A 20,222-nucleotide genomic window follows, 5' to 3' on the forward strand; every position below is an offset into this window, starting at 1 on the left:
GATGAGTGATATCAAAGAAAATAATATAGCGCCTTTTCATTTTGATAAGACGGGGCGGCCTGTCTACACCGTAACGTCTCGTCGTAAAGAAGAAGGTAAAGCTGATGTTATTTATAAAATGCCGGACCGCATTATTCCTGTGATTTTCTTGCCTGGCGTGATGGGCAGTAATTTGAAGAACGATAAACACCAGTCAATCTGGAAGGCTGACAGCATAGCTAGCATGCTGTCCTGGACAACCAAAAGTGCCTCACAGCGGAAAAAACTACTGGATCCGAGCAAGACCAGTGTTGATTCCGATGGGGCGATTGAGCCGGAAGGTGAGGAAGAAAGGCAGTTATTCAGATCCCGACGGGAAAGAGGCTGGGGAGAAGTGGCTGCTATGAGCTACGGTACCTTTCTGGTCTGGCTGCAACAGGCCTTAAATGATCACCGCATCATGATGAATAATAAAATCAGTCAAAATGGTAAAAAAACACTGCGCGAGGAGCTGCTGGATAAGGTTTTGCATGCTGAAATTGGCGAAAGTCCGCTGACGAAAGAAGAAGTAGCGCTCAGTTATAAATACTTTTTTCCGGTTCATGCCATTGGTTATAACTGGTTACAGTCAAATACGGATTCGGCCGGTTTAGTAAACGTTAAAATCAAAAAAATCATTAATGATTATCAGGCCGACGGGCGTAAATGTGAAAAGGTAATCCTGGTCACCCATTCAATGGGAGGATTAGTTGCACGGTTCTATTCAGAACTGCTGGCAGGTCAAAATGGAGAGAAGTACATCCTGGGAATTGTGCATGGTGTGATGCCAGATCTGGGAGCACCTATGGCCTATAAGCGCATGAAAGCGGGAGAGGCGGGAACAACCGGCTGGGTGATTGGCAGTAACGGTGCGGAAATGACCGCAGTACTGGCACAATCGCCAGGTCCGCTGCAACTATTGCCGGGCACCGGTTATGGTAAAGGATGGTTACATATTGATGGCATGGCGCAGCGTTTACCCCTGAAAGATCCTTATAACGAGATTTATACTAAACGTTCGGTATGGTGGGCGCTGTGTGAGGAGCGCTTTATTAATCCGGATAATAAACTAATGGATAAAATACAACTGGATAAGGATTGGGATGAGTATGATTTTTTAATTAATAACAAAGTGAAGTCTTTTATTGAGAGTTTGAATAGACGATACCATAAAAATACTTTTGCTTTTTATGGTAATGACGGTAATACATATCCTACCTATGCCAACCTGCACTGGAAGGATATCAGTTCAGATAAGACCAATAAAAAATATCGTTCGCAAACCAGCAGTGAAGGTGTCATTTTCTATCCGCCAACTGTTTATAACAAAACCGTGCGAATTGCGGGCCTGATAACAGAAAATGACGGTAATATTTACCGAAAATATACGCTATTGCCACCAGCAGATGCCGGCGATGGTACAGTCCCTGTTAGTGCGGCGGCTATCCGCGCGCCCCATGTTAAAGCCCTGCTAGGTTTAAGTATTGATCATGAAGGCGCTTATAAAAATGAACATACGCAAGAGTCTCGTTGGTTTACCCTGCGCTCAATAATCAAAATTGCCCAACAGGTAAATAGCACGGGACTGGCCTATGTTAGCTAAAAAACGTCTTTCAGCGCTGGCGGGCGGCATTATCGTGCTGCTGCTGGCCTTCTGGTTTTACCCGCTGGCCTGTCCGGCCCCACAAAAGCTGACGCCCCCGCAGGAGGAAAAGATGGATCGGCTGTTTACAGAGATGAAAACCTATTGTGCCGGCCGCTACCTGATAGATCTGCCGGCCTCATTTGCAGTTAAGCGATACTCGGAGAAACTGGCAGACAACTACTGGGTGGCGGATGTATCCGGCCCCGACGATTCATACAAAACCTATATCACGACCCAGAAGATGTCTCCTCCGGCTTTTGCGCAGTTGCTGAAGCGGCGTGAAAAAGAGCTCAGGGAAGCGAAAACAATTAACCCACAGAATATGCCATTTCTGAAGAAAGTCTGGTCGTTACCTGAAGGTATGGCGGGAGTAATCTTTGAGCGAAATGAAAATGAAAGCGTTGATGACGCGCTTCGTATTATAGAGGGGTATTTTTACTCCAACGGTGTAGCAATAAAATTACAAAGGCAGACGATTAATGATTCTGCTCCGCGTTACAAAGAAGACAGGGAACGGAGGGGGAAAGGACGAAATGATGTTCAAAAAGATATTAACCGGATTCAGGAGTTGCTGTCCCGCATGCATGGACGCGAGGATGATGATATTCCGTCCATCCCCGGAATCTGCATCAGTCACGCATTTATTGCCACCGACCCTCAGGAAGCAGATCAAGAAAACACCTCAATATGGCTGGTGAGTCCTCAGCTGGATAACATCAGTATCGCCCTGGAAACCGATAACTATACGCGGGAAAAAGAGCCGATGCTCGACAGAGCAGACGAAATAGCGGCTAACCTGGCGCGTGCCCGGGGGCATATCGAAAGAAAAGGGGCCTTCAAGGTGAACGGACTGCACGCACAGGAGATACTGTCGGCGGGGTTACAGTCGCTGAAAGACGAGCCCCGTTATGATTTCAGCTTATTTATAAATGAAACGACAGCGGGATACCGAACCCCCAACGCATTCCTGAATCTTTATAACGAAAACGAGCCTGCGACGTCTTACAGCCAGGCGGAGATTATCGCCTTCTGGGACAGGATCAGCCGGACCCTTCGCCTTCGCCCAGGGGCATTTTAATACCAAACCAGAAAGCGTCTTCTGTAACCGCGCTGTTTATTCACGGGTAATACCTGGCATTAGCAGGAGAATGATCATTTTTTTCATGAAACGGAATTAACGGGGCTGGCTTATGTTAACTAAAAAACACATTACAGCGCTGGCGGGCGGCATTATCGTGCTGCTGGCCTTCTGGTTTTATTCGCGCGCCAGTCCGGCCCCACAAAAGCTGACGCCCCCGCAGGAGGAAAAGATGGATCGGCTGTTTACAGAGATGAAAACCTATTGTGCCGGCCGCTACCTGATAGATCTGCCGGCCTCATTTTCAGTTAAGCGATACTCGGAGAAACTGGCAGACAACTACTGGGTGGCGGATGTATCAGGCCCCGACGATTCATACAAAACCTATATCACAACCCAGAAGATGTCTCCTCCGGCTTTTGCGCAGTTGCTGAAGCGGCGTGAAAAAGAGCTCAGGGAAGCGAAAACAATTAACCCACAGAATATGCCATTTCTGAAGAAAGTCTGGTCATTGCCTGAAGGTATGGCGGGAGTAATCTTTGAGCAAAATATTGATCCTAGTGCTAATGATATGGGACGAATTCTTGAGGGTTATTTTTATTCCAATGGTGTAGCGATAAAACTACAAAAGCAGACAACTAATGATTCTGCTCCGCGTTATGAAAAGATGCGCGATGGGGATCCTGTTAGAAATGATGTTCAAAAAGATATTAACCGGATGCAGGAGTTGCTGTCCCGCATGCATGGACGCGAGGATGATGAGATTCCGTCCATCCCCGGAACCTGCATCAGTCACGCATTTATTGCCACCGATCCTCAGGAAGCAGATCAAGAAAACACCTCAATATGGCTGGTAAGTCCTCAGCTGGATAACATCAGTATCGCCCTGGAAACCGATAACTTTACGCGGGAAAAAGAGCCGATGCTCGACAGAGCAGACGAAATAGCGGCTAACCTGGCGCGTGCCCGGGGGCATATCGAAAGAAAAGGGGCCTTCAAGGTGAACGGACTGCACGCACAGGAGATACTGTCGGCGGGGTTACAGTCGCTGAAAGACGGGCCCCGTTATGATTTCAGCTTATTTATAAATGAAACGACAGCGGGATACCGAACCCCCAACGCATTCCTGAATCTCTATAACGAAAACGAGCCTCCAACGTCTTACAGCCAGGCGGAGATTACCGCCTTCTGGGACAGGATCAGCCGGGCCCTGCGTTTACGTCCAGGGGCATTTTAATTAAACGATAAAGTAACACCGGATGCATTAAATGCTAGTTGAATCACCATCAGCGAGTGCACATTGTTACGCCGCACCGAAAGAATTATCCAGCGAGCGGCAGTGTGGCACAAGTCTGGTGAGGAGATCCTGAGCCAGGAAGGTCGTGATTTTTATTTATCTTTTTCGAGAACCATGTTTGTGCGGAAAATATGAATATTGATTTTCTCAGTGTCACTATATTGAATGAAAAATTAAGTGCGGAAAATAGTTAGCCTTTTGTCTGGCTGAAATAATTTGATATCACTACTTATTATCATGGGGTAGCTATCCAAGGATGCGAAATTATAATGGCTCCAACGAAATTTTCAGAAAGTATTTCCTTGAAGGAAAAGGAATTAATGGGGAAAGAAAATACTATGAGTAATGATAGCAGTTCGTCTTTAACCTATATACATCCGAAATGGGATGACCAGGGTAAGGTGTGCTGGCCGGGTATACAGAGTCAGAAAAAATCGGCGAACGCTGAGCCCATTTTACTTCATCCGCCTATTAAAACGATCCCTGTTATCTTCCTTCCTGGTGTAATGGGGAGTAATTTGATGAGCAATGATGAAGGAAAGGAAAATGATATCTGGCGTGGTGATAGTTTGGGGGCGGTATATCTTAAATGGGCACGAAAGGATGGTACTGAACGAAGAGATCTGCTTAACCCAGAAACTACAAAGGTTGATAACCGAGGAGACATTCACCAGACCATCTACACTCCGATTTCCGATGACGGGGAATTATTTAAAACCCGCCGGGAACGGGGCTGGGGGGAAGTTTTATCCTTCAGCTATGGCAAATTTTTAAGCATTCTGCAGGGCGCGCTGATAGATGACTGGCAGCAGGCTCTTGATAACCACGGCAAATCAACGTCGGGGAAAAGTGGGGTACTAAGTCAACTGGTCGGTAAATCTCTGGCAGAGAGAAAAGATACTGAAATTACCCGCGAATCCGTCCTGACACAGGAGGAACTGAACCATTTTCAGCGCTTTTTATTTCCGGTTCACGTCTATGGCTATAACTGGCTACAGGATAATAAAACCTCGGCGGAAGGGCTGGTAGCCTTTATCGACAGGACTATCAACCTCTACAAAAATCACTGCGGCCACGGCATGCCCTTTCCCGCCGGGCAGGAAAAAGTCATTATCGTCACCCATTCCATGGGCGGGCTGGTGGCACGTTATGCGTCCCAGGTCTGCGGAACGAAAGATAAAATCCTGGGAATGGTACATGGGGTGATACCCGACCTTGGCTCACCAGCGGCCTACCGCCGCATGAAAGTTGGCGCAAAACAGGAAGGCATGGCCGGAGCCGTATTAGGTAATACCGCGAAAGAGCTGATGCCTGTCCTCGCCAGAGCACCCGCGCCGCTGCAGTTATTACCCTCGGCGAAATACCTTTCCGGGGCACCCTGGCTGACCGTGGAAGAAGCTGGCGAAGACGGCAGCGATATTAAATTGCCGCAGTCCCGGGACCCCTTCGGTGAAATTTACCTCAATAGAACTCTCTGGTATCGCTTGTATGAATCCGACATTATCGATACCGATGAGGCGGTTATTCAGAATAATTGGGATACTTACCATGAATTAGTCGATAGTAATGTTCGTCGATTTATTTCTCTGCTGGATAGTAGAGGCTACCACCCTAATACTTACACCTTCTATGGTCATAAAATCGACTCCGACGGGACCCTGGCGTGGCGGAAAACCTCCATCACCTACCCAAAAAATATGCATGAGAGTGACAGGAAACTGCCCAACAACTACCGGGAGATCCCCCTGCCTTTTAATCGTTCTCAGATGTACGTTGTCACGTCATCAAAAACGCCCGGGGATGGCACGGTACCAGTGGAGTCACTGAGTGCAATATGCCGTAACAGTGAAATTAAAAGCATTCTGGCAACCAACGTTGACCATCAGGGAGCCTATGACGTCAGCAGCCTGAAGGATATACAGGCCAGGCCGGCCCTGCAGTTTACCCTTAGGGCCATTGTGAACATGGTTCAGGAGATCCCGATCACATGAATGCTATTCGGCATCTTACAGCGTTATCTCTGGTGGCGGGCAGCATGTTTTATATTGCCCAGAGTATGGCCTCCACGCCAGTACAGAAGGACAGTACAGTGATAAACACCTTGTTTGCGCAGACCAAACCGCAGTGTATCGGGCGTTATGTGATTGATGTTCCGGGGGCGTTCAACAATCAGCTTCACGATATGGTCTTTATTGATGAGTTTAGAATTGAAAGCAAACCTCTTTATCCGCCCGCCTTTAAACAGCGGGTACAGTCAAGAGAGCAGGCGCTGCGTGATGCCATTAATAACCCAGAAAATGATCCGAAGGATGCCCCTTTTATAAAAGAGATCATTACTCTCCCTGAAGGTAAAGGCGTGATTTTTGATAGTAACCGGTCCGGTTCGGATGATCTTTATCGAAGACTCGAAGGTCATGTATATGTAAATGGCATCTCTTTCATTATAACAACAGATATTCGGGATTTTTCTGCGCCGAAATACAAAGAAAGGAAAGCTGAATATCTTAAAACCTCGACTGAAGAACAAACAAATACCAAACCAGCCAAACTGGCGGCCATGCTGTCCCTGATATCCCGTTTAAGCGGCAGAAAAGATGAGGATATCCCACCGGCTAAAGGTGTGTGCATTCCGAATGGGTTTATCCGGGATGATGGTGGAAAACACCGGGAAAAAATTACATTTAGTTATGAAAACGATGATTTCATTCTGGGTGTGTATACAAACAATAAATACCCCGGGTCAGAGGACACCTTGTTTAACCGCAGCGCACAAATTAATGAAGCGCTTAAAACCTCAAATCAGTACACCATTAAAAAAGTAGCGCTCTCGCCGAACGGTATTCCGGCAGAGTCATGGTTGTTTGGCGGTACCCAGACCCTCAGGAGTACGGCAACGGGAAAGGATGAACAGAATACATTCTATGATTTTGATTTTAAGGCCAATGAGCGTTATGCCACGCCGGATAAGCCAAGATTTAGTATTGTGCTCACCAGTGAGTATAAAAAAACGCGCTACAGCGAAGCGCAGATGATTGAAATCTGGGACAGACTGGTAAATTCCCTGCGTTATAAATGAAGGATAAAGATGGGTGCCTGCCTTACTTTTTTTCTTGAAAGGGCTTGCCGGGCATGCTGAAAAGGAGCTTTCACCATGCAGTGTCTTCGTGAGTTTTCTGCCTCAGCGCTTTTGGCTGTCGGGATGCTTCTTGTCGCCACGGTAGCGGCCTCCACGCCAGTACAGAAGGACAGTACAGTGATAAACACCTTGTTTGCGCAGACCAAACCGCAGTGTATCGGGCGTTATGTGATTGACGTTCCCGGGTCGTTCAACAATCAGCTTCCCGATATGGTCTTTATCGATGAGTTTAGAATTGAAAGCGAATCTCTTTATCCGCCCGCCTTTAAACAGCGGGTACAGTCAAGAGAGCAGGCGCTGCGTGATGCCATTAATAAACCAGGTAACCGCCCTGAGAATGCCCCGTTTTTAAAAGAGACTATTCTGCTCCCTGATGGCAGAGGCGCTATTTTCGATCATAATGAGTCGGGCACTCCGGATATATACAGGCAGCTGGAAGCTCATGTTTATTCAGGTATGACAGCCTTTGTTATTACAACGAATATTCGTGATTTTTCAGATAAAAAGCACAGTGAAAAAAAACTAAAATATCTGGCGAGAGGATTTACTGAAGCCGATTCAAATACCAAACCAGCCAAACTGGCGGCCATGCTGTCCCTGATATCCCGTTTAAGCGGCAGAAAAGATGAGGATATCCCACCGGCTAAAGGTGTGTGCATTCCGAATGGGTTTATCCGGGATGATGGTGGAAAACACCGGGAAAAAATTACATTTAGTTATGAAAACGATGATTTCATTCTGGGTGTGTATACAAACAATAAATACCCCGGGTCAGAGGACACCTTGTTTAACCGCAGCGCACAAATTAATGAAGCGCTTAAAACCTCAAATCAGTACACCATTAAAAAAGTAGCGCTCTCGCCGAACGGTATTCCGGCAGAGTCATGGTTGTTTGGCGGTACCCAGACCCTCAGGAGTACGGCAACGGGAAAGGATGAACAGAATACATTCTATGATTTTGATTTTAAGGCCAATGAGCGTTATGCCACACCGGATAAGCCAATATTTAGTATTGTACTCACCAGTGAGTATAAAAAAACGCGCTACAGCGAAGCGCAGATGATTGAAATCTGGGACAGACTGGTAAATTCCCTGCGCTATAAGTAGCCGCTAGTGAATTTAGTCGCGATTTCATATTCTTCCGAAATATTTTTAAATAAAGGACAAATAATGATCGTCGGATATTTTTTAAGAGTGGGTGATAGCACCACGTGCGGTGGGAAGATACTTACCGGTGATTCTACGTTTCAATGGTATGGCGTTTCTGCTGCCAGAGAAGGAGATAAGGTTAGCTGTGGTAAGCACTCCGGAACTTATAACATCTTAGGCGGAGCGTCAGATACATTTAATGGAGGTCAACTTCTGGCGGGGTCACTTGATAGTTTTAGTTCCTGCCCGTGCAATGCAAAATTTATCCCAACTATTAATGATAGCTATTCTAAAAATTAAGATAAATGGAGGGCTTAAAAATCCATTTCCGTTGTAAAAATATTCAAAGATGTAATAAATATTATTCTGCAAGCAGAATAGTTAATGAGGGGTTTATAAATGAAATGAAAATCTCTTTATTTGAGAAGGTGATTTCAGTTGCAACGTTTTTCTGAGACTGAAAATAAATAGAGATAATCAATGGGGTATAAACCGCAACACATATTATTTCTTGCCAGTCTGATATCTATTGTTTTCATCACCGCCTGCCAAACGAAACCGGCCACAGCCGAACGTAATAAAAAATTAAAATAATCAGCCAATTCTCTGGTTTAAGCCTTGATGGACAGTGTTATAAAATAACTGCTGAGGATAGGGGTTATTACGGACGCCTGGATAAAAATGGTCATCCATTGCAAATCTCTGAGATTGAAGATAAAGATAACGTGATTAGCCTGGGTTTATTAAATGATAGTGATTGCAATGAAAGAGGGATTTAATATCTTCATCCGTCTCACGCTCAAGGAAAGATCAGCGCAGGAGTCGAACTAAGTGACAGGCAGTCTGGATGAGGAAGTGGAGGGATTGACAACGTGGAATATAAACTAGTTTACTTTGATTTATGCGGCGTATTTTCAGACATGTTTTTCGACAATGAAGCAGATTCAAAATATAAACCTTCAATAGTTACTAATTTCCTGTTGTGACAGCTGAAGGAAAATCATTCGGATGGGTTGCTCCTGTTTGTTACATTTATAGTGCGTTACTTTTTGAATTATAGATCGTTTTTTAAAAGCGCTGAAGGTTGATGTTCTTAGCTACAAAAAATTTCCAATTAAATGCAAAAGTAAATTTACCGTATCTGTTCTCAGGTTGATTTACAGGGGGTAATGGATGATCCTGAATTATGAAGTGTTATATTGATAACCCTGGGTAATGTATGAGGTATGTATGAAATGCATTGGATGGCATTGTGATATTCATATATTCAAAAGCTTTACTCACGAATTTATTCTTCACGTTGGGTTTTAAATAAAATCACAAAAATATAGAGTTTACTATGGCATGGCCTATACCTGATATTCCTGAACAAAAGACACTTCCAGTACCAAAATATTTTTTCTGGATAATGCTACTTATCTTGATGTTAATTTTAGGTGCTTTTTTTAGCGTAGCGATCTGGAATATCGCAACCTACACTGAAGTTTTTTTCTACGGTATCCTGCCTGCATTTTTGGTTTGGTTATGTTTCTTTGGGATAATGTTAAACCGTTATGAACAGTCTGTCATAGCCAGTCGGGCCTGGAAACGTGAAACAGAACGAACCAAAGCTGAATGGCGTAGTTGGAGTCGGCGGCAGGTCGCCGTGGTTGGTAATGTTCTATTTTCTCCAGAAGAAAATGGAATGGAGGCACTATTGGGGGATTTGGATAAGGTGCCAGCATATCCAAATAAAGCCCGACCATTATTCAACTCTCCGCATAGTTTTCCTGTATTAATGAAAGAAGCAGACCTGAAACTGGAACTGCAATATCCAGGGTATCGACATTTTTTACACACTATCTATGTTTTTCAGTCGCCGGGAAAGGTTGATGAATATCGCAATGAGTCGATTTATCAACAATGGGATCTTATGCCCACTGCATTTTTTTCACCAGTAACTTTAGAGTCATTCTATGACGTGAATATCTCTGAAGGGCTGATATTAATTCTTTGTCTTCAGGACTGGCCCTCTCGAAGCATTGGGCATTCAAGTGAGTTTATTTCTGCTCAGCTTATCGCTTCATCCACCTTTGCTCGCCTGCACTCACTGTCCGTTATCGCTGGTATAACCCGGATGATGCCGCTGGAAGCAGGGGCGCTTATTAATGAGTTAGATATGTTTTTTGAATATATACAGCCTGACAGGGAAAATCTGGAACACGTCTGGCTGTTGGGGACGGCTGAAAAAACTGCCGCAGAAATTATGCAGTACGCAACCCTCCATCAGTGGCTGCTGCCTGAAAAAAGGCCGCTATATTCTATCGATCTCTCCTTTGGCCCGCCCGGAGAGATGGCTTTACCGCTCTCCCTGGCCATGCTGGCCGAAGCGGCCAATATAACGGGTAAAGATCAGCTGCTTGTTAATCAGACGCCGCAGCAAACAGGGACACTTTGCTTGATTACCAGGGAGCTTTACGCATGACCGAAAAACAAACATTGCCAAACGTTCACTATGGTTCATGGGGATATTTTCTTCTGCTTGTTGGCCTGGCTGGGATAAGTGCTTTTGTACTTTTTATCAACCAGGATAGTTTGAACAACATTGGGATTTCAACTCAGAAACTCTGGACAATTTGGGGCGGCGTTTTTGCTGTCTTGCTCCTTGGCCTTATTGCTTCACCTGTTTGGTGGAGATGGAAGCAGAGAAGAAATCAGAAAGGTTATAAGCCTCAAATGCCTGACGAGAAAATCGGGCAACTCTCCATTGAGGGTGAAGATGCGGTTCAGCTTTTTTCCAGCCTTAAAAAACACCTCCGCCGCCGTTATTACCTCTTCTGGCGCCATAAAGTCCGCCTGCTGTTAATCACCGGCGACGAAGCCGCAATCGAACAGCTGGTTCCCGGCCTGCAGCAGCAGCAGTGGCTGGAAGGCAACCGTACCGTGCTGATCTACGGCGGCAGCCTCACCGCTGAACCCGATAAGGAAAAATACACCGCGCTGCGCAGGCTGCGTCACGGACGCCCGCTGGACGGGATTGTCCGCGTCATGCCTGCGTCGCTTAACCTGACGCCTCACATCAGCGACAACGACCTTCGCGGGCTGGAGAAAATCAGCGAACGGCTGCGCTACTCCGCTCCGGTCTGGCTGTGGCAGTTGTGCAGCAGCGACTGGCCGCAGGCCACGCGCCCTGAGCAGGCGGTCGGGGCAACGTTCCCACGGCGCGCCAGCGAAGATGATATCGTCCGCCAGCTTGAGCGGATGCTGCCGGCCCTGCGGGCGCAGGGGATAAGCCAGGTCGCGGAGAACAACAGCCACGACTTCCTGCTGCGCCTGGGCCGGCACCTCAGAGAGGGCGGTATCGCCCGCCGGGCTCAGCAACTGGTGCCATGGCTGGCTGCCTCTCAGCAGCGCGTGCCGCTGCGCGGCCTGATGTTCAGCCTGCCGCGGGATACCCCCGTTGATGTGTCCGGGGCAGTCAAATCTCCTGACGCTGCCATGACAGAAAAATACCGCCCTGAATCACAACGCCATGCCCTGACCCTGCCGGTGACCTGGCAGGGCATTGTGGACGACTGTGCCCGCGTACGCGGCCGGCGTGTCGCTGTGCCGTGGGAACAGGCGACCGTCGGGACGCTGATGGCCATCATGGGTGCCTGGGGAGCGGGGCTGCTGCTGTCGTTTGCCGTCAACCGCCAGCAGATTATCTCCGTTGCGCAGCAGGCGCATGCCCTGGTGGAGCATCCTTCCGTGTCGGATGACCAGCTGACGGCCCTGCATACGCTGCGTAACGCGGCCGGCCGCCTGCAGCACCGCATCCAGGAGGGCGCCCCCTGGTATCAGCGCTTCGGTCTGGACCACAACCCGCAGCTGCTCAGCGCGATGCTGCCCTGGTACGGCGTGGCGAACAACCGCCTGATACGCGACCCGGCAAACGCCGCCCTGATGCAGAAGCTCAGCGCGCTGGTGAACGCCGCCCCCGACAGTGACCAGCGGGCAGCGCTGGCGAAGCCGGGCTATGACCAGCTGAAAGCCTGGCTGATGATGGCCCGTCCGGATAAAGCCGACGGCGCGTTCTACGCCCGGACCATGAAGGCCGTGCAGCCGGCGCGGCAGGGCATTTCAGCCGCCCTGTGGCAGAGCCTGTCGCCGGACCTGTGGGCCTTCCACATCAGCGGACTGCCTGAACAGCCACAGTGGAAAATCACGCCGGATGCGCAGCTGGTCAGCCAGAGCCGCCAGGTACTGTTACAGCAAATCGGACGGCGTAACGCCGAAAGCACCCTGTATGAAAACATGCTCAAATCCGTGCGTCGTCACTTCGCCGATGTCTCTCTGGAAGACATGACCGGCGGTACCGATGCGCGGCGACTGTTCACCACCGGGGAAGTGGTACCGGGCATGTTCACCCGCCAGGCCTGGGAAGGGGGCATTCAGCAGGCTGTCGAAAATGCCGCACGTTCGCGCCGGGATGAAATCGACTGGGTGCTGAGCGACAGCCGCAGTGCCGTCTCCGCAGACCTGTCGCCGGAAGCCCTGAAGGCGCGTCTGACGCAGCGTTACTTCAGCGACTTTGCCGGCAGCTGGCTGAGCTTCCTCAACAGCCTGCACTGGAATCCGGCCAGCAACATTGCGGACGTTACCGACCAGCTGACGCTGATGAGTGATGTCCGCCAGTCGCCGCTGATTGCCCTGATGAATACTATCGCCTGGCAGGGGCAGACCGGCCAGCAAAGCGAAGGCCTGTCGGACGCCCTCATCAAATCGGCTAAAGACCTCGTAGGCGGGAAAGACAACCCCGCGGCTGACCCGTCCGCTTCCGGCCCGCAGGGGCCGCTCGGTGAAACCTTCGGGCCACTGCTTCAGCTTCTGGGGAAAAACAAAGGCAGCCATGTGATGTCGGCTGACAATTCGCTGAGCCTGCAGACGTATCTGACCCGCATCACCCGCGTGCGTCTGCGCCTGCAGCAGGTGGCCGGTGCTTCTGACCCGCAGGCGATGATGCAGACCCTGGCGCAGACCGTATTCCGGGGCAAAAGCGTCGACCTCACCGACACCCGGCAGTACGGCAGCCTGATGTCGGCAAGCCTGGGCGAGGCGTGGAGCGGCTTCGGCAACACGATGTTTGTGCAGCCGCTGACCCGGGCCTGGGAAACCGTACTTCAGCCGTCGGCAGCCAGCCTGAATGACAAGTGGCGCCGCTCCGTGGTGGCGAACTGGCACACCGCCTTCGACGGACGTTTCCCGTTTGTCGCCAGCAAAAGTGACGCCTCTCTGCCGATGCTGGCGGAGTTTGTGCGCAGGGACAGCGGGCGCATTGAGCGCTTCCTGAACACGGAACTCAGTGGCGTGCTGCACAAAGAGGGCAGTCAGTGGATAACTGACAGGGTCAACAGCCAGGGGCTGAGCGTTAACCCGGCCTTCCTGCGGGCGATTAATCAGCTGAGCCAGCTGTCGGACATTCTGTTCACCGATGGCAGCCAGGGCATCAGCTTTGAGCTGCAGGCGCGACCTGTGCCGCAGGTGGTGGAAACTCAGCTGACCATTGACGGACAAAAGCTGCACTACTTTAACCAGATGGCCGACTGGCAGCGCTTTCGCTGGCCGGGCGACACCTACAGGCCGGGGACGATGCTGACCTGGAGCACGGTCAATGCCGGTGCGCGCCTGTTCGGGGACTACAGCGGAACCTGGGGACTGATTCGCTGGCTGGAGAAGGGGAAACGCGAGCAGCTTGACCGAAGCCAGTGGATGATGAGCTTCAACGCGCCGGATGGCCGAACCCTGCAGTGGGTGCTGCGCTCACAACTCGGAAAAGGTCCGCTGGCGCTGCTGGAACTGCGGGGGTTCACGCTGCCGGATCAGATATTCAGTGTCGACAGTGCGGTGATGGCTAACACGGGAAGCCGTGACAGGGAGGGTGAAGAATAATGAGCACACTGCAGAATCTGGTTGCCGCCTGTCAGGCTGACGACACGCAACTGCGGCAACAGGCGCAGGCACGTACTGAAAACTGGCAGACCTGGCTTACTCCGGTCAGCGATGCCAGCGCAACGGGAGAAGATCCCGGCTATGACGATGATTTTCAGCGCATCCGGGAGGAAGTCAACAAACTTTCCGGCATTGATACCGGGCTGATTTGCACGCTTGGCGAAAAACTACTGACCACTATCGCCAAAGATATCCGGATTGCCACCTATTACTGCTGGGCACGTCTGCACCAGGACGGAGAAACCGGCTTTGCCGAAGGGCTTGAACTGCTGGCGGGATTGCTGCAGCGCTATGGCACGCAGCTTCATCCACAGCGCGAGCGGAGCCGTAAACCGGCACTAGAGTGGCTCGCAGGCTCCCGTGTGCTTGACAGCCTGTCACTCTGGCCGGAAGTGGTGAGGGAAGATGCTCAGCGTACTGCCGGTGCACTGCTGCTTATCAGTGACTGTCTGGAGACTGAGCCAGAAGTCTCACGCCCCGGTCTGAATGCCCTGTACAACGCGCTGGAATCCCGACTGATCAAAGCCGGTGGCGTGGATGCCGTGGTGCCGCAAAACGTCGGTCATAAGGCACAGGCATCATACACGACAGAGGCTGACGCGCCGGTTCTGAGCCGCATTACCTCCGGTCAGGATTTGCTGGCCCAGGCCCGCACCCTGACCGGATATCTGCGTGAGCAACCCGATGGATGGCTTGCCGCACACCGGCTGATGAAAAGCCTGCGTCATGACACGCTGAGTGCTATTCCGGCCCCGGATGCCGAAGGAAAAACGCGCATCGAACCGCCGCGCGCTGACCAGCGGGCCATGCTCAAACGCCTGTACCTGCAGCAGAGCTGGCTGGAGATACTGGAGCAGGCGGACAGCACTTTCTCGCGTGGCGCTAATCACCTCTGGCTGGATTTGCAGTGGTATGTCCACCAGGCCCTGATGAAATCGGGACAGGATGTACTGGCTGATATCATCGCCGCCGACCTGAAAGGACTGCTGCGCCGCCTTACCGGGCTTGAAACCCTGGCCTTTAATGACGGTACGCCCTTTGCCGATGAGGTCACGCTGAACTGGATAAATCAGAACGTGCTGGACGATATGGCTGGCTGGCGGGATGAGCCTGTCAGTGCCGACAGTGGGGATAATAACGATATTCTGGCTCTTGAGCCGGAAGCGCTGGAGAAAGCGGATACTGATGGTCTGGATGCCACACTTCACTGGCTGCAGACCCGCCCGGGCACAGACGCCACAAAAGACAAATGGTTACTGCGTCTGCTGATGGCCCGCGTGGCCGAGCAGAAAGGCAAAAATGAACTTGCCCTGCATCTGCTGGGTGAGCTCGACAGTGCCGCAAAGTCAATCACCCTCACGCAGTGGACACCGGCACTGCTGTTTGAAGTGAAATCGCGTCGCCTCAGACTGCTGCGCATCAAAGCCACACGCAGTGAAACCGATAAATCACGGCTTCAGCCCGAGATGGACTTGCTTCTGTCCGGTCTGATTGCGCTCGATCCGGCAAGCAGTACGGTGCTGTGTGGGTAAAAACACCTGGCATACCTTTAAAACTCATATATTCAGGTTTTTATGGATGACTTAACCCTGCGTTACTATGACGCTGAAATGCGCTACCTGCTGGAAGCCGGTGAAGAGTTTGCCCGCGCTCACCCCGAGCAGGCGGCAATGCTCAATCTCGATAAAGCGGGGGCGCGCGACCCGTACGTGGAACGCCTGTTCGAAGGCTTTGCCTTCCTGATGGGCCGGCTGCGTGAGAAGCTTGATGACGACCTGCCTGAACTGACCGAAGGGCTGGTCAGCCTGTTGTGGCCGCATTATCTGCGCACCATTCCGTCGATGTCGGTGGTGGAGTTCACCCCTGACTGGCGTGAAATGAAAGAGCAGATGCGTATTGCCAAAGGTTTCGAAGTGAACTCACGACCAATTGGTGTGAAGGGCACGCGCTGCCGGTACACCACCACCAAACAAATAACCCTTCAGCCGTTGTCGCTGGAGCACGTCCACCTGTCGACTGATCCTGACGGGCGTTCGGTCATCAACCTGCGTTTCAACTGTAGCCATCTTGCCGACTGGAGCCGTGTCGATCTCAGTCAGATTCCGTTCTACTTCAACGCTGACGCACCGCTGGCCAGCGCCATGCATGAAGCCTTTACCATGAACACGGCGTGTCTGTGGCTGCGGATGCCGGGTGATAGGGACAGAAGACCGCTCGACGGTTATTTCACTGCGCTGGGTTTCGGCGACGAAGATGACCTGTGGCCGAAGGGAAGCAGCAGCTTTAGCGGCTATCAACTGTTGCTGGAGTACTTCACCTTCCGTGAAAAATTCATGTTTACGGGGCTGCGTGGGCTGGAGACCGTGGCCTTTCAGGCTGAACTTCCCTGGTTTGAGATCGACGTGGTGCTGACAGAACGCTGGGAGCATGATTTCAGCTTTACCGAAAAGCATCTGCGCCTGAATTGCGTACCGGTGATTAACCTGTTCCCGCTGGAATCTGATCCGCTGACGCTCAACTCCCTGCAGACCGAATACATGTTGCGCCCGATGCGCGTGCAGGATGGACATACGGAGATTTACGCAGTGGATTCGGTAATCTCATCGAGCCAGCATACCTACGTACCGTTTTCGAGCTTCCGCCACAAAGGCGGGATGATGCGTCACGAAGCGCCGGAATATTATTACCACACCCGCGTGCGTCGCGGTCCGTCCGGGTTACATAACACCTGGCTTATCCTCGGTGGAGAAGCCTTTGATAACCATACGGTGCCGGAAGATGAAAGCCTGTCGTTGACGCTCACCGGCACCAACGGCCAACTGCCGCGGCGTGCGCTGCAAAGCACCGTGCTTGATACGGTGATGAAAACCACTTCGGCCAGCATTGCCGTACGTAACCTGTGTGCGCCGACGTTACCCTGTTATCCCCCGGCAAGGGACCGTTTTCACTGGCGCGTACTGAGCCATCTCGGCAGCGGGTTCCTGTCGATGATGGATAATGCCGATGTGTTGCGCGGTACCCTGGCGCTGTATGAATGGACGGACAGCGAGATGAACCGTCGTCGCCTGGAAGCCATCCTCAACGTGAAACACAGTGAAACAGAGCGTTTCGAGCAGGGCTACCTGGTTCGTGGTGTGCAGATTGACGTGACGCTGGACAGCCACGGCTTTGCCGGGCGCGGCGATATCTGCCTGTTTGGCGAGATGCTGAGCCGCTTCTTTGCACTCTATACCGACATCTATCTCTTTAACCGCCTGATTATCATTTTGCAACCGACCGGAGAACGCCTGGAATGGGAAGAGAAGCACAACCGCCGCATTCCCGGCTGACCCCAAGGCTGGAGGCCGACCTTCACCGCATTAACTTTTACCGTTTATGTCAGCTTTTGGAGAAACGTAATCCGGACAGGCCATTGATGGGCGCGACCAGCCACCCCGGGGATGACCCGGTACGTTTTGCGCCGCATCCGGGCATGGGGTTTCCGGCCAGTGAGCTGAAAACCGTTGAATATGATGAGGACGATGACAGCAAGCCACCGGTTATCCGTGCCACGTTTATGGGGATGTATGGGGTTGACTCACCATTGCCGACGGCCTATCTCGATGACATCTCTCAGCGCAGTGAAGGGCACGAAGCGCTGCAGGGATTTCTGGATATCTTCAGCCATCGCATTCTGACGCAGTTTTACCGCATCTGGCGTAAGTACTCTTACCCGGCCACCTTTGAGCCCGGCGGTACCGACAGCATCTCGCAGTCACTGCTGGGCCTTGTGGGGTTGGGTATTCCCGGCACAGCAAACCACATTGCCACGCCGGTATCGCGCTTTCTGGCGCTGCTGGGTGTACTGCGACAGCCGGGCAAAACTCAAGAGGGGATGCAGGCGCTGGTCACTCTACTGGCCCCGGATACCACCGTGAAGGTCAGCCCGTACTGCCTTCGACCCGTGGAGGTCACTCGGCCACTGGGCTTCTATGGTGATGCCGATTTTCTGCTGGACGGCAATACGCCACTGGGTGACGAAGCGATGGATGCGGGCAGCCAACTGCTGGTTGCGCTCGCGACGAATAATGAACAGGAGGCGCAGGGCTGGAAACCGGATGGTCTGCTGTATCAGGATTTTCTGGTCATGCTGCGGGTGTACCTGGGATGGCGCTTCAAAGCACGCATTACCCTGACCACGTCTGTCCGGTTGCTGGCCGTGCCACTGCTGGGCGAAGACCCTTTCTGGCTCGGCATGAACGGTGTGCTGGGCGCAGAGGGCGATGAGCTTCCGGCGGATATCCCTGCGACCTTTACGACCGAACTGGGTTACTACACCGGGCTGGAGCCTGCGAAACCACAACAAGGAAACCGACGTGTTACGTACAAGTTTGACTAAAACGCTCTGGTTGATGCCTCTGATGGCATTCAGTCTGGCGGGCTGCGGAATAACCCAGGGGGTTGCCGATAGTACCCAATCGGCGTTTAACGCTGTTTTTTACAAAAAGATCAAGGTGCTGCACCTTGATTTCACAGCACGTGAGGCGCTGAATACCGACGCCCGCGAAAGCAACTCGTTGTCTGTGCCTGTTGTGATACGGATTTACCAGTTGAAAGACCGCAAAACCTTCGACAAAACGCTCTACCAGCAATTGCTCCAGGAAGGTGACACCATTCTGAAAGCCGACCTGCTTGCCCGCCGGGATGTGGTGGTGAAGCCGGGTGGAGATGCGAGCCTTAACATGCCAATGGAAGCCGGTGCGCAGTTTGTGGCGGTGGCCGGACTGTTCCGTCATCCGGACAGGGTTAAGAATACCTGGAAGCTGGTGATTCAGCGCGAAGAACTCGATCCGGATAAGCCGCGTATTCTGGAAGCCGGTAATAACTATCTGATGCTGCAACCGCTCAAGGATGACTAATGCCTCGGGAACATTACACGCCTTCGCTGTATGAAATGCTCACCGGTCATTTTACCGGTGGCCTTGCTCTCAATCAGGTCAGTGAAGAAAATCAGGTCATCCTCTCTGTACTGGATAACATGCAGCGTATCCTTAACTGCCGTGCGGGAACCCTGGCGCACCTGCCGGATTACGGTCTGCCGGATATGACCAGAATCTTGCAAGGCATGCCGGGAACGGCCCATGAGCTGATGGGGGCATTGTCCGCCGTCCTGCTCAAATATGAGCCCCGACTGAAAAGGATAGCGGTTGTCCTGCTGGAGCAGAACGTCCCCGGTGAGTTGCGCTATGCCATTGACGCAGAACTCAAAGGCGTTGGTCTGGTCCGCTATGGCACTGAGTTTATGCCCGAAGGTCGGGTTCTGTTACGCCATCTTAAGCAACAGCAGTATCTCGATACGACAACCCGTCTCTAAGGCGAGATCACATCCTGTCAGTTTCATCTGGCGAGCTGGCGTTATTTCGCTGCGCTGACGCCGCCGTTAGTGTTGATTTTTGATCTTTTTTTCAGTCGATTGCGTGTTGATGATGAGACTCTTTTTACTGACTCATTACTACTGCTGGTGTCTGTGGCGGGATGAACGATTTTTTCAGCTCATTGAGAGTGAAAACGACCTGATTGAGTTTGATAACAGGATTGCGCTTTGGTGGACAATAAAAAGGAGCACTCGCTCTCTGGTTGAACGCTGGTGCGGGTCTAAGGTTTTATGGCGACGCTATGAATTTTTTCATTGTGTATGGTCTTTTACAGGGCCCTTGGTTGATTAGGCAGGTCTTAAATGACGATGAATCCCGGTATGCATTGGACGTTATATTTTAAGGTTTCACATCACGAAGGGAGCCTGTTAAACATCGCTTTCGCCCCGGGAACCGGGTAGGAACTTTTCAGCTATATGTTGATTTAATACATCGCTGACCCGGTGGCACTTCAGTATCTACAGAGTCTCGAATATGCAGAAAGCAAAGCCGCATAAGCAATAACCCTCCACAGC

At 51.2% G+C, this 20,222-nt stretch carries 14 protein-coding genes; all 14 read left to right on the plus strand.

Features of this window, described 5'->3' with window-relative positions:
- Position 1 precedes the first annotated feature (1 nt).
- The 14 genes from QNH99_RS07235 (at position 2) to tssE (ending at position 19,646) form a co-directional block, all read left to right on the plus strand.
- Entirely contained in the window at positions 2 to 1,621 is a 1,620-nt protein-coding gene (locus tag QNH99_RS07235; RefSeq protein ID WP_410517488.1) for an esterase/lipase family protein, read from the plus strand.
- The gene (locus tag QNH99_RS07240; RefSeq protein ID WP_410517489.1) at positions 1,611 to 2,741 is read left to right on the plus strand and encodes a T6SS immunity protein Tli4 family protein; all 1,131 of its coding nucleotides are present in this window, start codon (positions 1,611 to 1,613) and stop codon (positions 2,739 to 2,741) included. The genes QNH99_RS07235 and QNH99_RS07240 overlap by 11 nt, the downstream gene beginning before the upstream one ends.
- 112 nt (positions 2,742 to 2,853) lie before the next feature.
- Positions 2,854 to 3,978 carry a T6SS immunity protein Tli4 family protein gene (locus QNH99_RS07245; protein ID WP_410517490.1) on the plus strand — a complete coding sequence of 375 codons (1,125 nt, stop codon included), beginning with the start codon at positions 2,854 to 2,856 and terminating at the stop codon, positions 3,976 to 3,978.
- A 380-nt stretch (positions 3,979 to 4,358) separates the two neighbouring features.
- A complete protein-coding gene (locus QNH99_RS07250) occupies positions 4,359 to 6,029 on the plus strand; it encodes a lipase family alpha/beta hydrolase (protein ID WP_410517662.1) in 1,671 nt (556 codons plus the stop codon).
- Positions 6,026 to 7,114, plus strand: coding sequence for a T6SS immunity protein Tli4 family protein (locus QNH99_RS07255; RefSeq protein ID WP_410517491.1), 1,089 nt, complete (start codon positions 6,026 to 6,028; stop codon positions 7,112 to 7,114). The genes QNH99_RS07250 and QNH99_RS07255 overlap by 4 nt, the downstream gene beginning before the upstream one ends.
- A 75-nt stretch (positions 7,115 to 7,189) precedes the next feature.
- Positions 7,190 to 8,281 (plus strand): T6SS immunity protein Tli4 family protein, encoded by a 1,092-nt coding sequence (locus tag QNH99_RS07260; RefSeq protein WP_410517492.1) that lies wholly within the window; start codon positions 7,190 to 7,192, stop codon positions 8,279 to 8,281.
- Positions 8,282 to 8,344: 63 nt separating this feature from the next.
- Entirely contained in the window at positions 8,345 to 8,623 is a 279-nt protein-coding gene (locus tag QNH99_RS07265) for a PAAR domain-containing protein (protein WP_277628881.1), read from the plus strand.
- Positions 8,624 to 9,662: 1,039 nt separating this feature from the next.
- Positions 9,663 to 10,787, plus strand: a complete 1,125-nt coding sequence (locus QNH99_RS07270) for a hypothetical protein (protein WP_410517493.1) — start codon at positions 9,663 to 9,665, stop codon at positions 10,785 to 10,787.
- Positions 10,784 to 14,233, plus strand: coding sequence for an ImcF-related family protein (locus QNH99_RS07275; RefSeq protein WP_410517494.1), 3,450 nt, complete (start codon positions 10,784 to 10,786; stop codon positions 14,231 to 14,233). Before QNH99_RS07270 ends, QNH99_RS07275 begins: the two co-directional genes overlap by 4 nt.
- Positions 14,233 to 15,825 (plus strand): type VI secretion system protein TssA, encoded by a 1,593-nt coding sequence (gene tssA, locus QNH99_RS07280; RefSeq protein ID WP_410517495.1) that lies wholly within the window; start codon positions 14,233 to 14,235, stop codon positions 15,823 to 15,825. Before QNH99_RS07275 ends, tssA begins: the two co-directional genes overlap by 1 nt.
- Positions 15,826 to 15,867: 42 nt before the next feature.
- Positions 15,868 to 17,622 (plus strand): type VI secretion system baseplate subunit TssF, encoded by a 1,755-nt coding sequence (gene tssF, locus QNH99_RS07285; protein WP_145394020.1) that lies wholly within the window; start codon positions 15,868 to 15,870, stop codon positions 17,620 to 17,622.
- Positions 17,586 to 18,671 (plus strand): type VI secretion system baseplate subunit TssG, encoded by a 1,086-nt coding sequence (gene tssG / locus QNH99_RS07290; RefSeq protein ID WP_145394019.1) that lies wholly within the window; start codon positions 17,586 to 17,588, stop codon positions 18,669 to 18,671. Before tssF ends, tssG begins: the two co-directional genes overlap by 37 nt.
- Complete coding sequence (gene tssJ / locus QNH99_RS07295) at positions 18,649 to 19,191, plus strand: type VI secretion system lipoprotein TssJ (protein WP_410517496.1); 543 nt, start codon at positions 18,649 to 18,651, stop codon at positions 19,189 to 19,191. The genes tssG and tssJ overlap by 23 nt, the downstream gene beginning before the upstream one ends.
- Positions 19,191 to 19,646: a type VI secretion system baseplate subunit TssE gene (gene tssE, locus QNH99_RS07300; RefSeq protein ID WP_241567751.1), complete on the plus strand. Its 456-nt coding sequence runs from the start codon at positions 19,191 to 19,193 to the stop codon at positions 19,644 to 19,646. Before tssJ ends, tssE begins: the two co-directional genes overlap by 1 nt.
- The last annotated feature ends 576 nt before the right edge of the window (positions 19,647 to 20,222 follow it).

Origin of the sequence: Pantoea allii (assembly GCF_046529425.1) — a bacterium.
Lineage (GTDB): Bacteria > Pseudomonadota > Gammaproteobacteria > Enterobacterales > Enterobacteriaceae > Pantoea > Pantoea allii.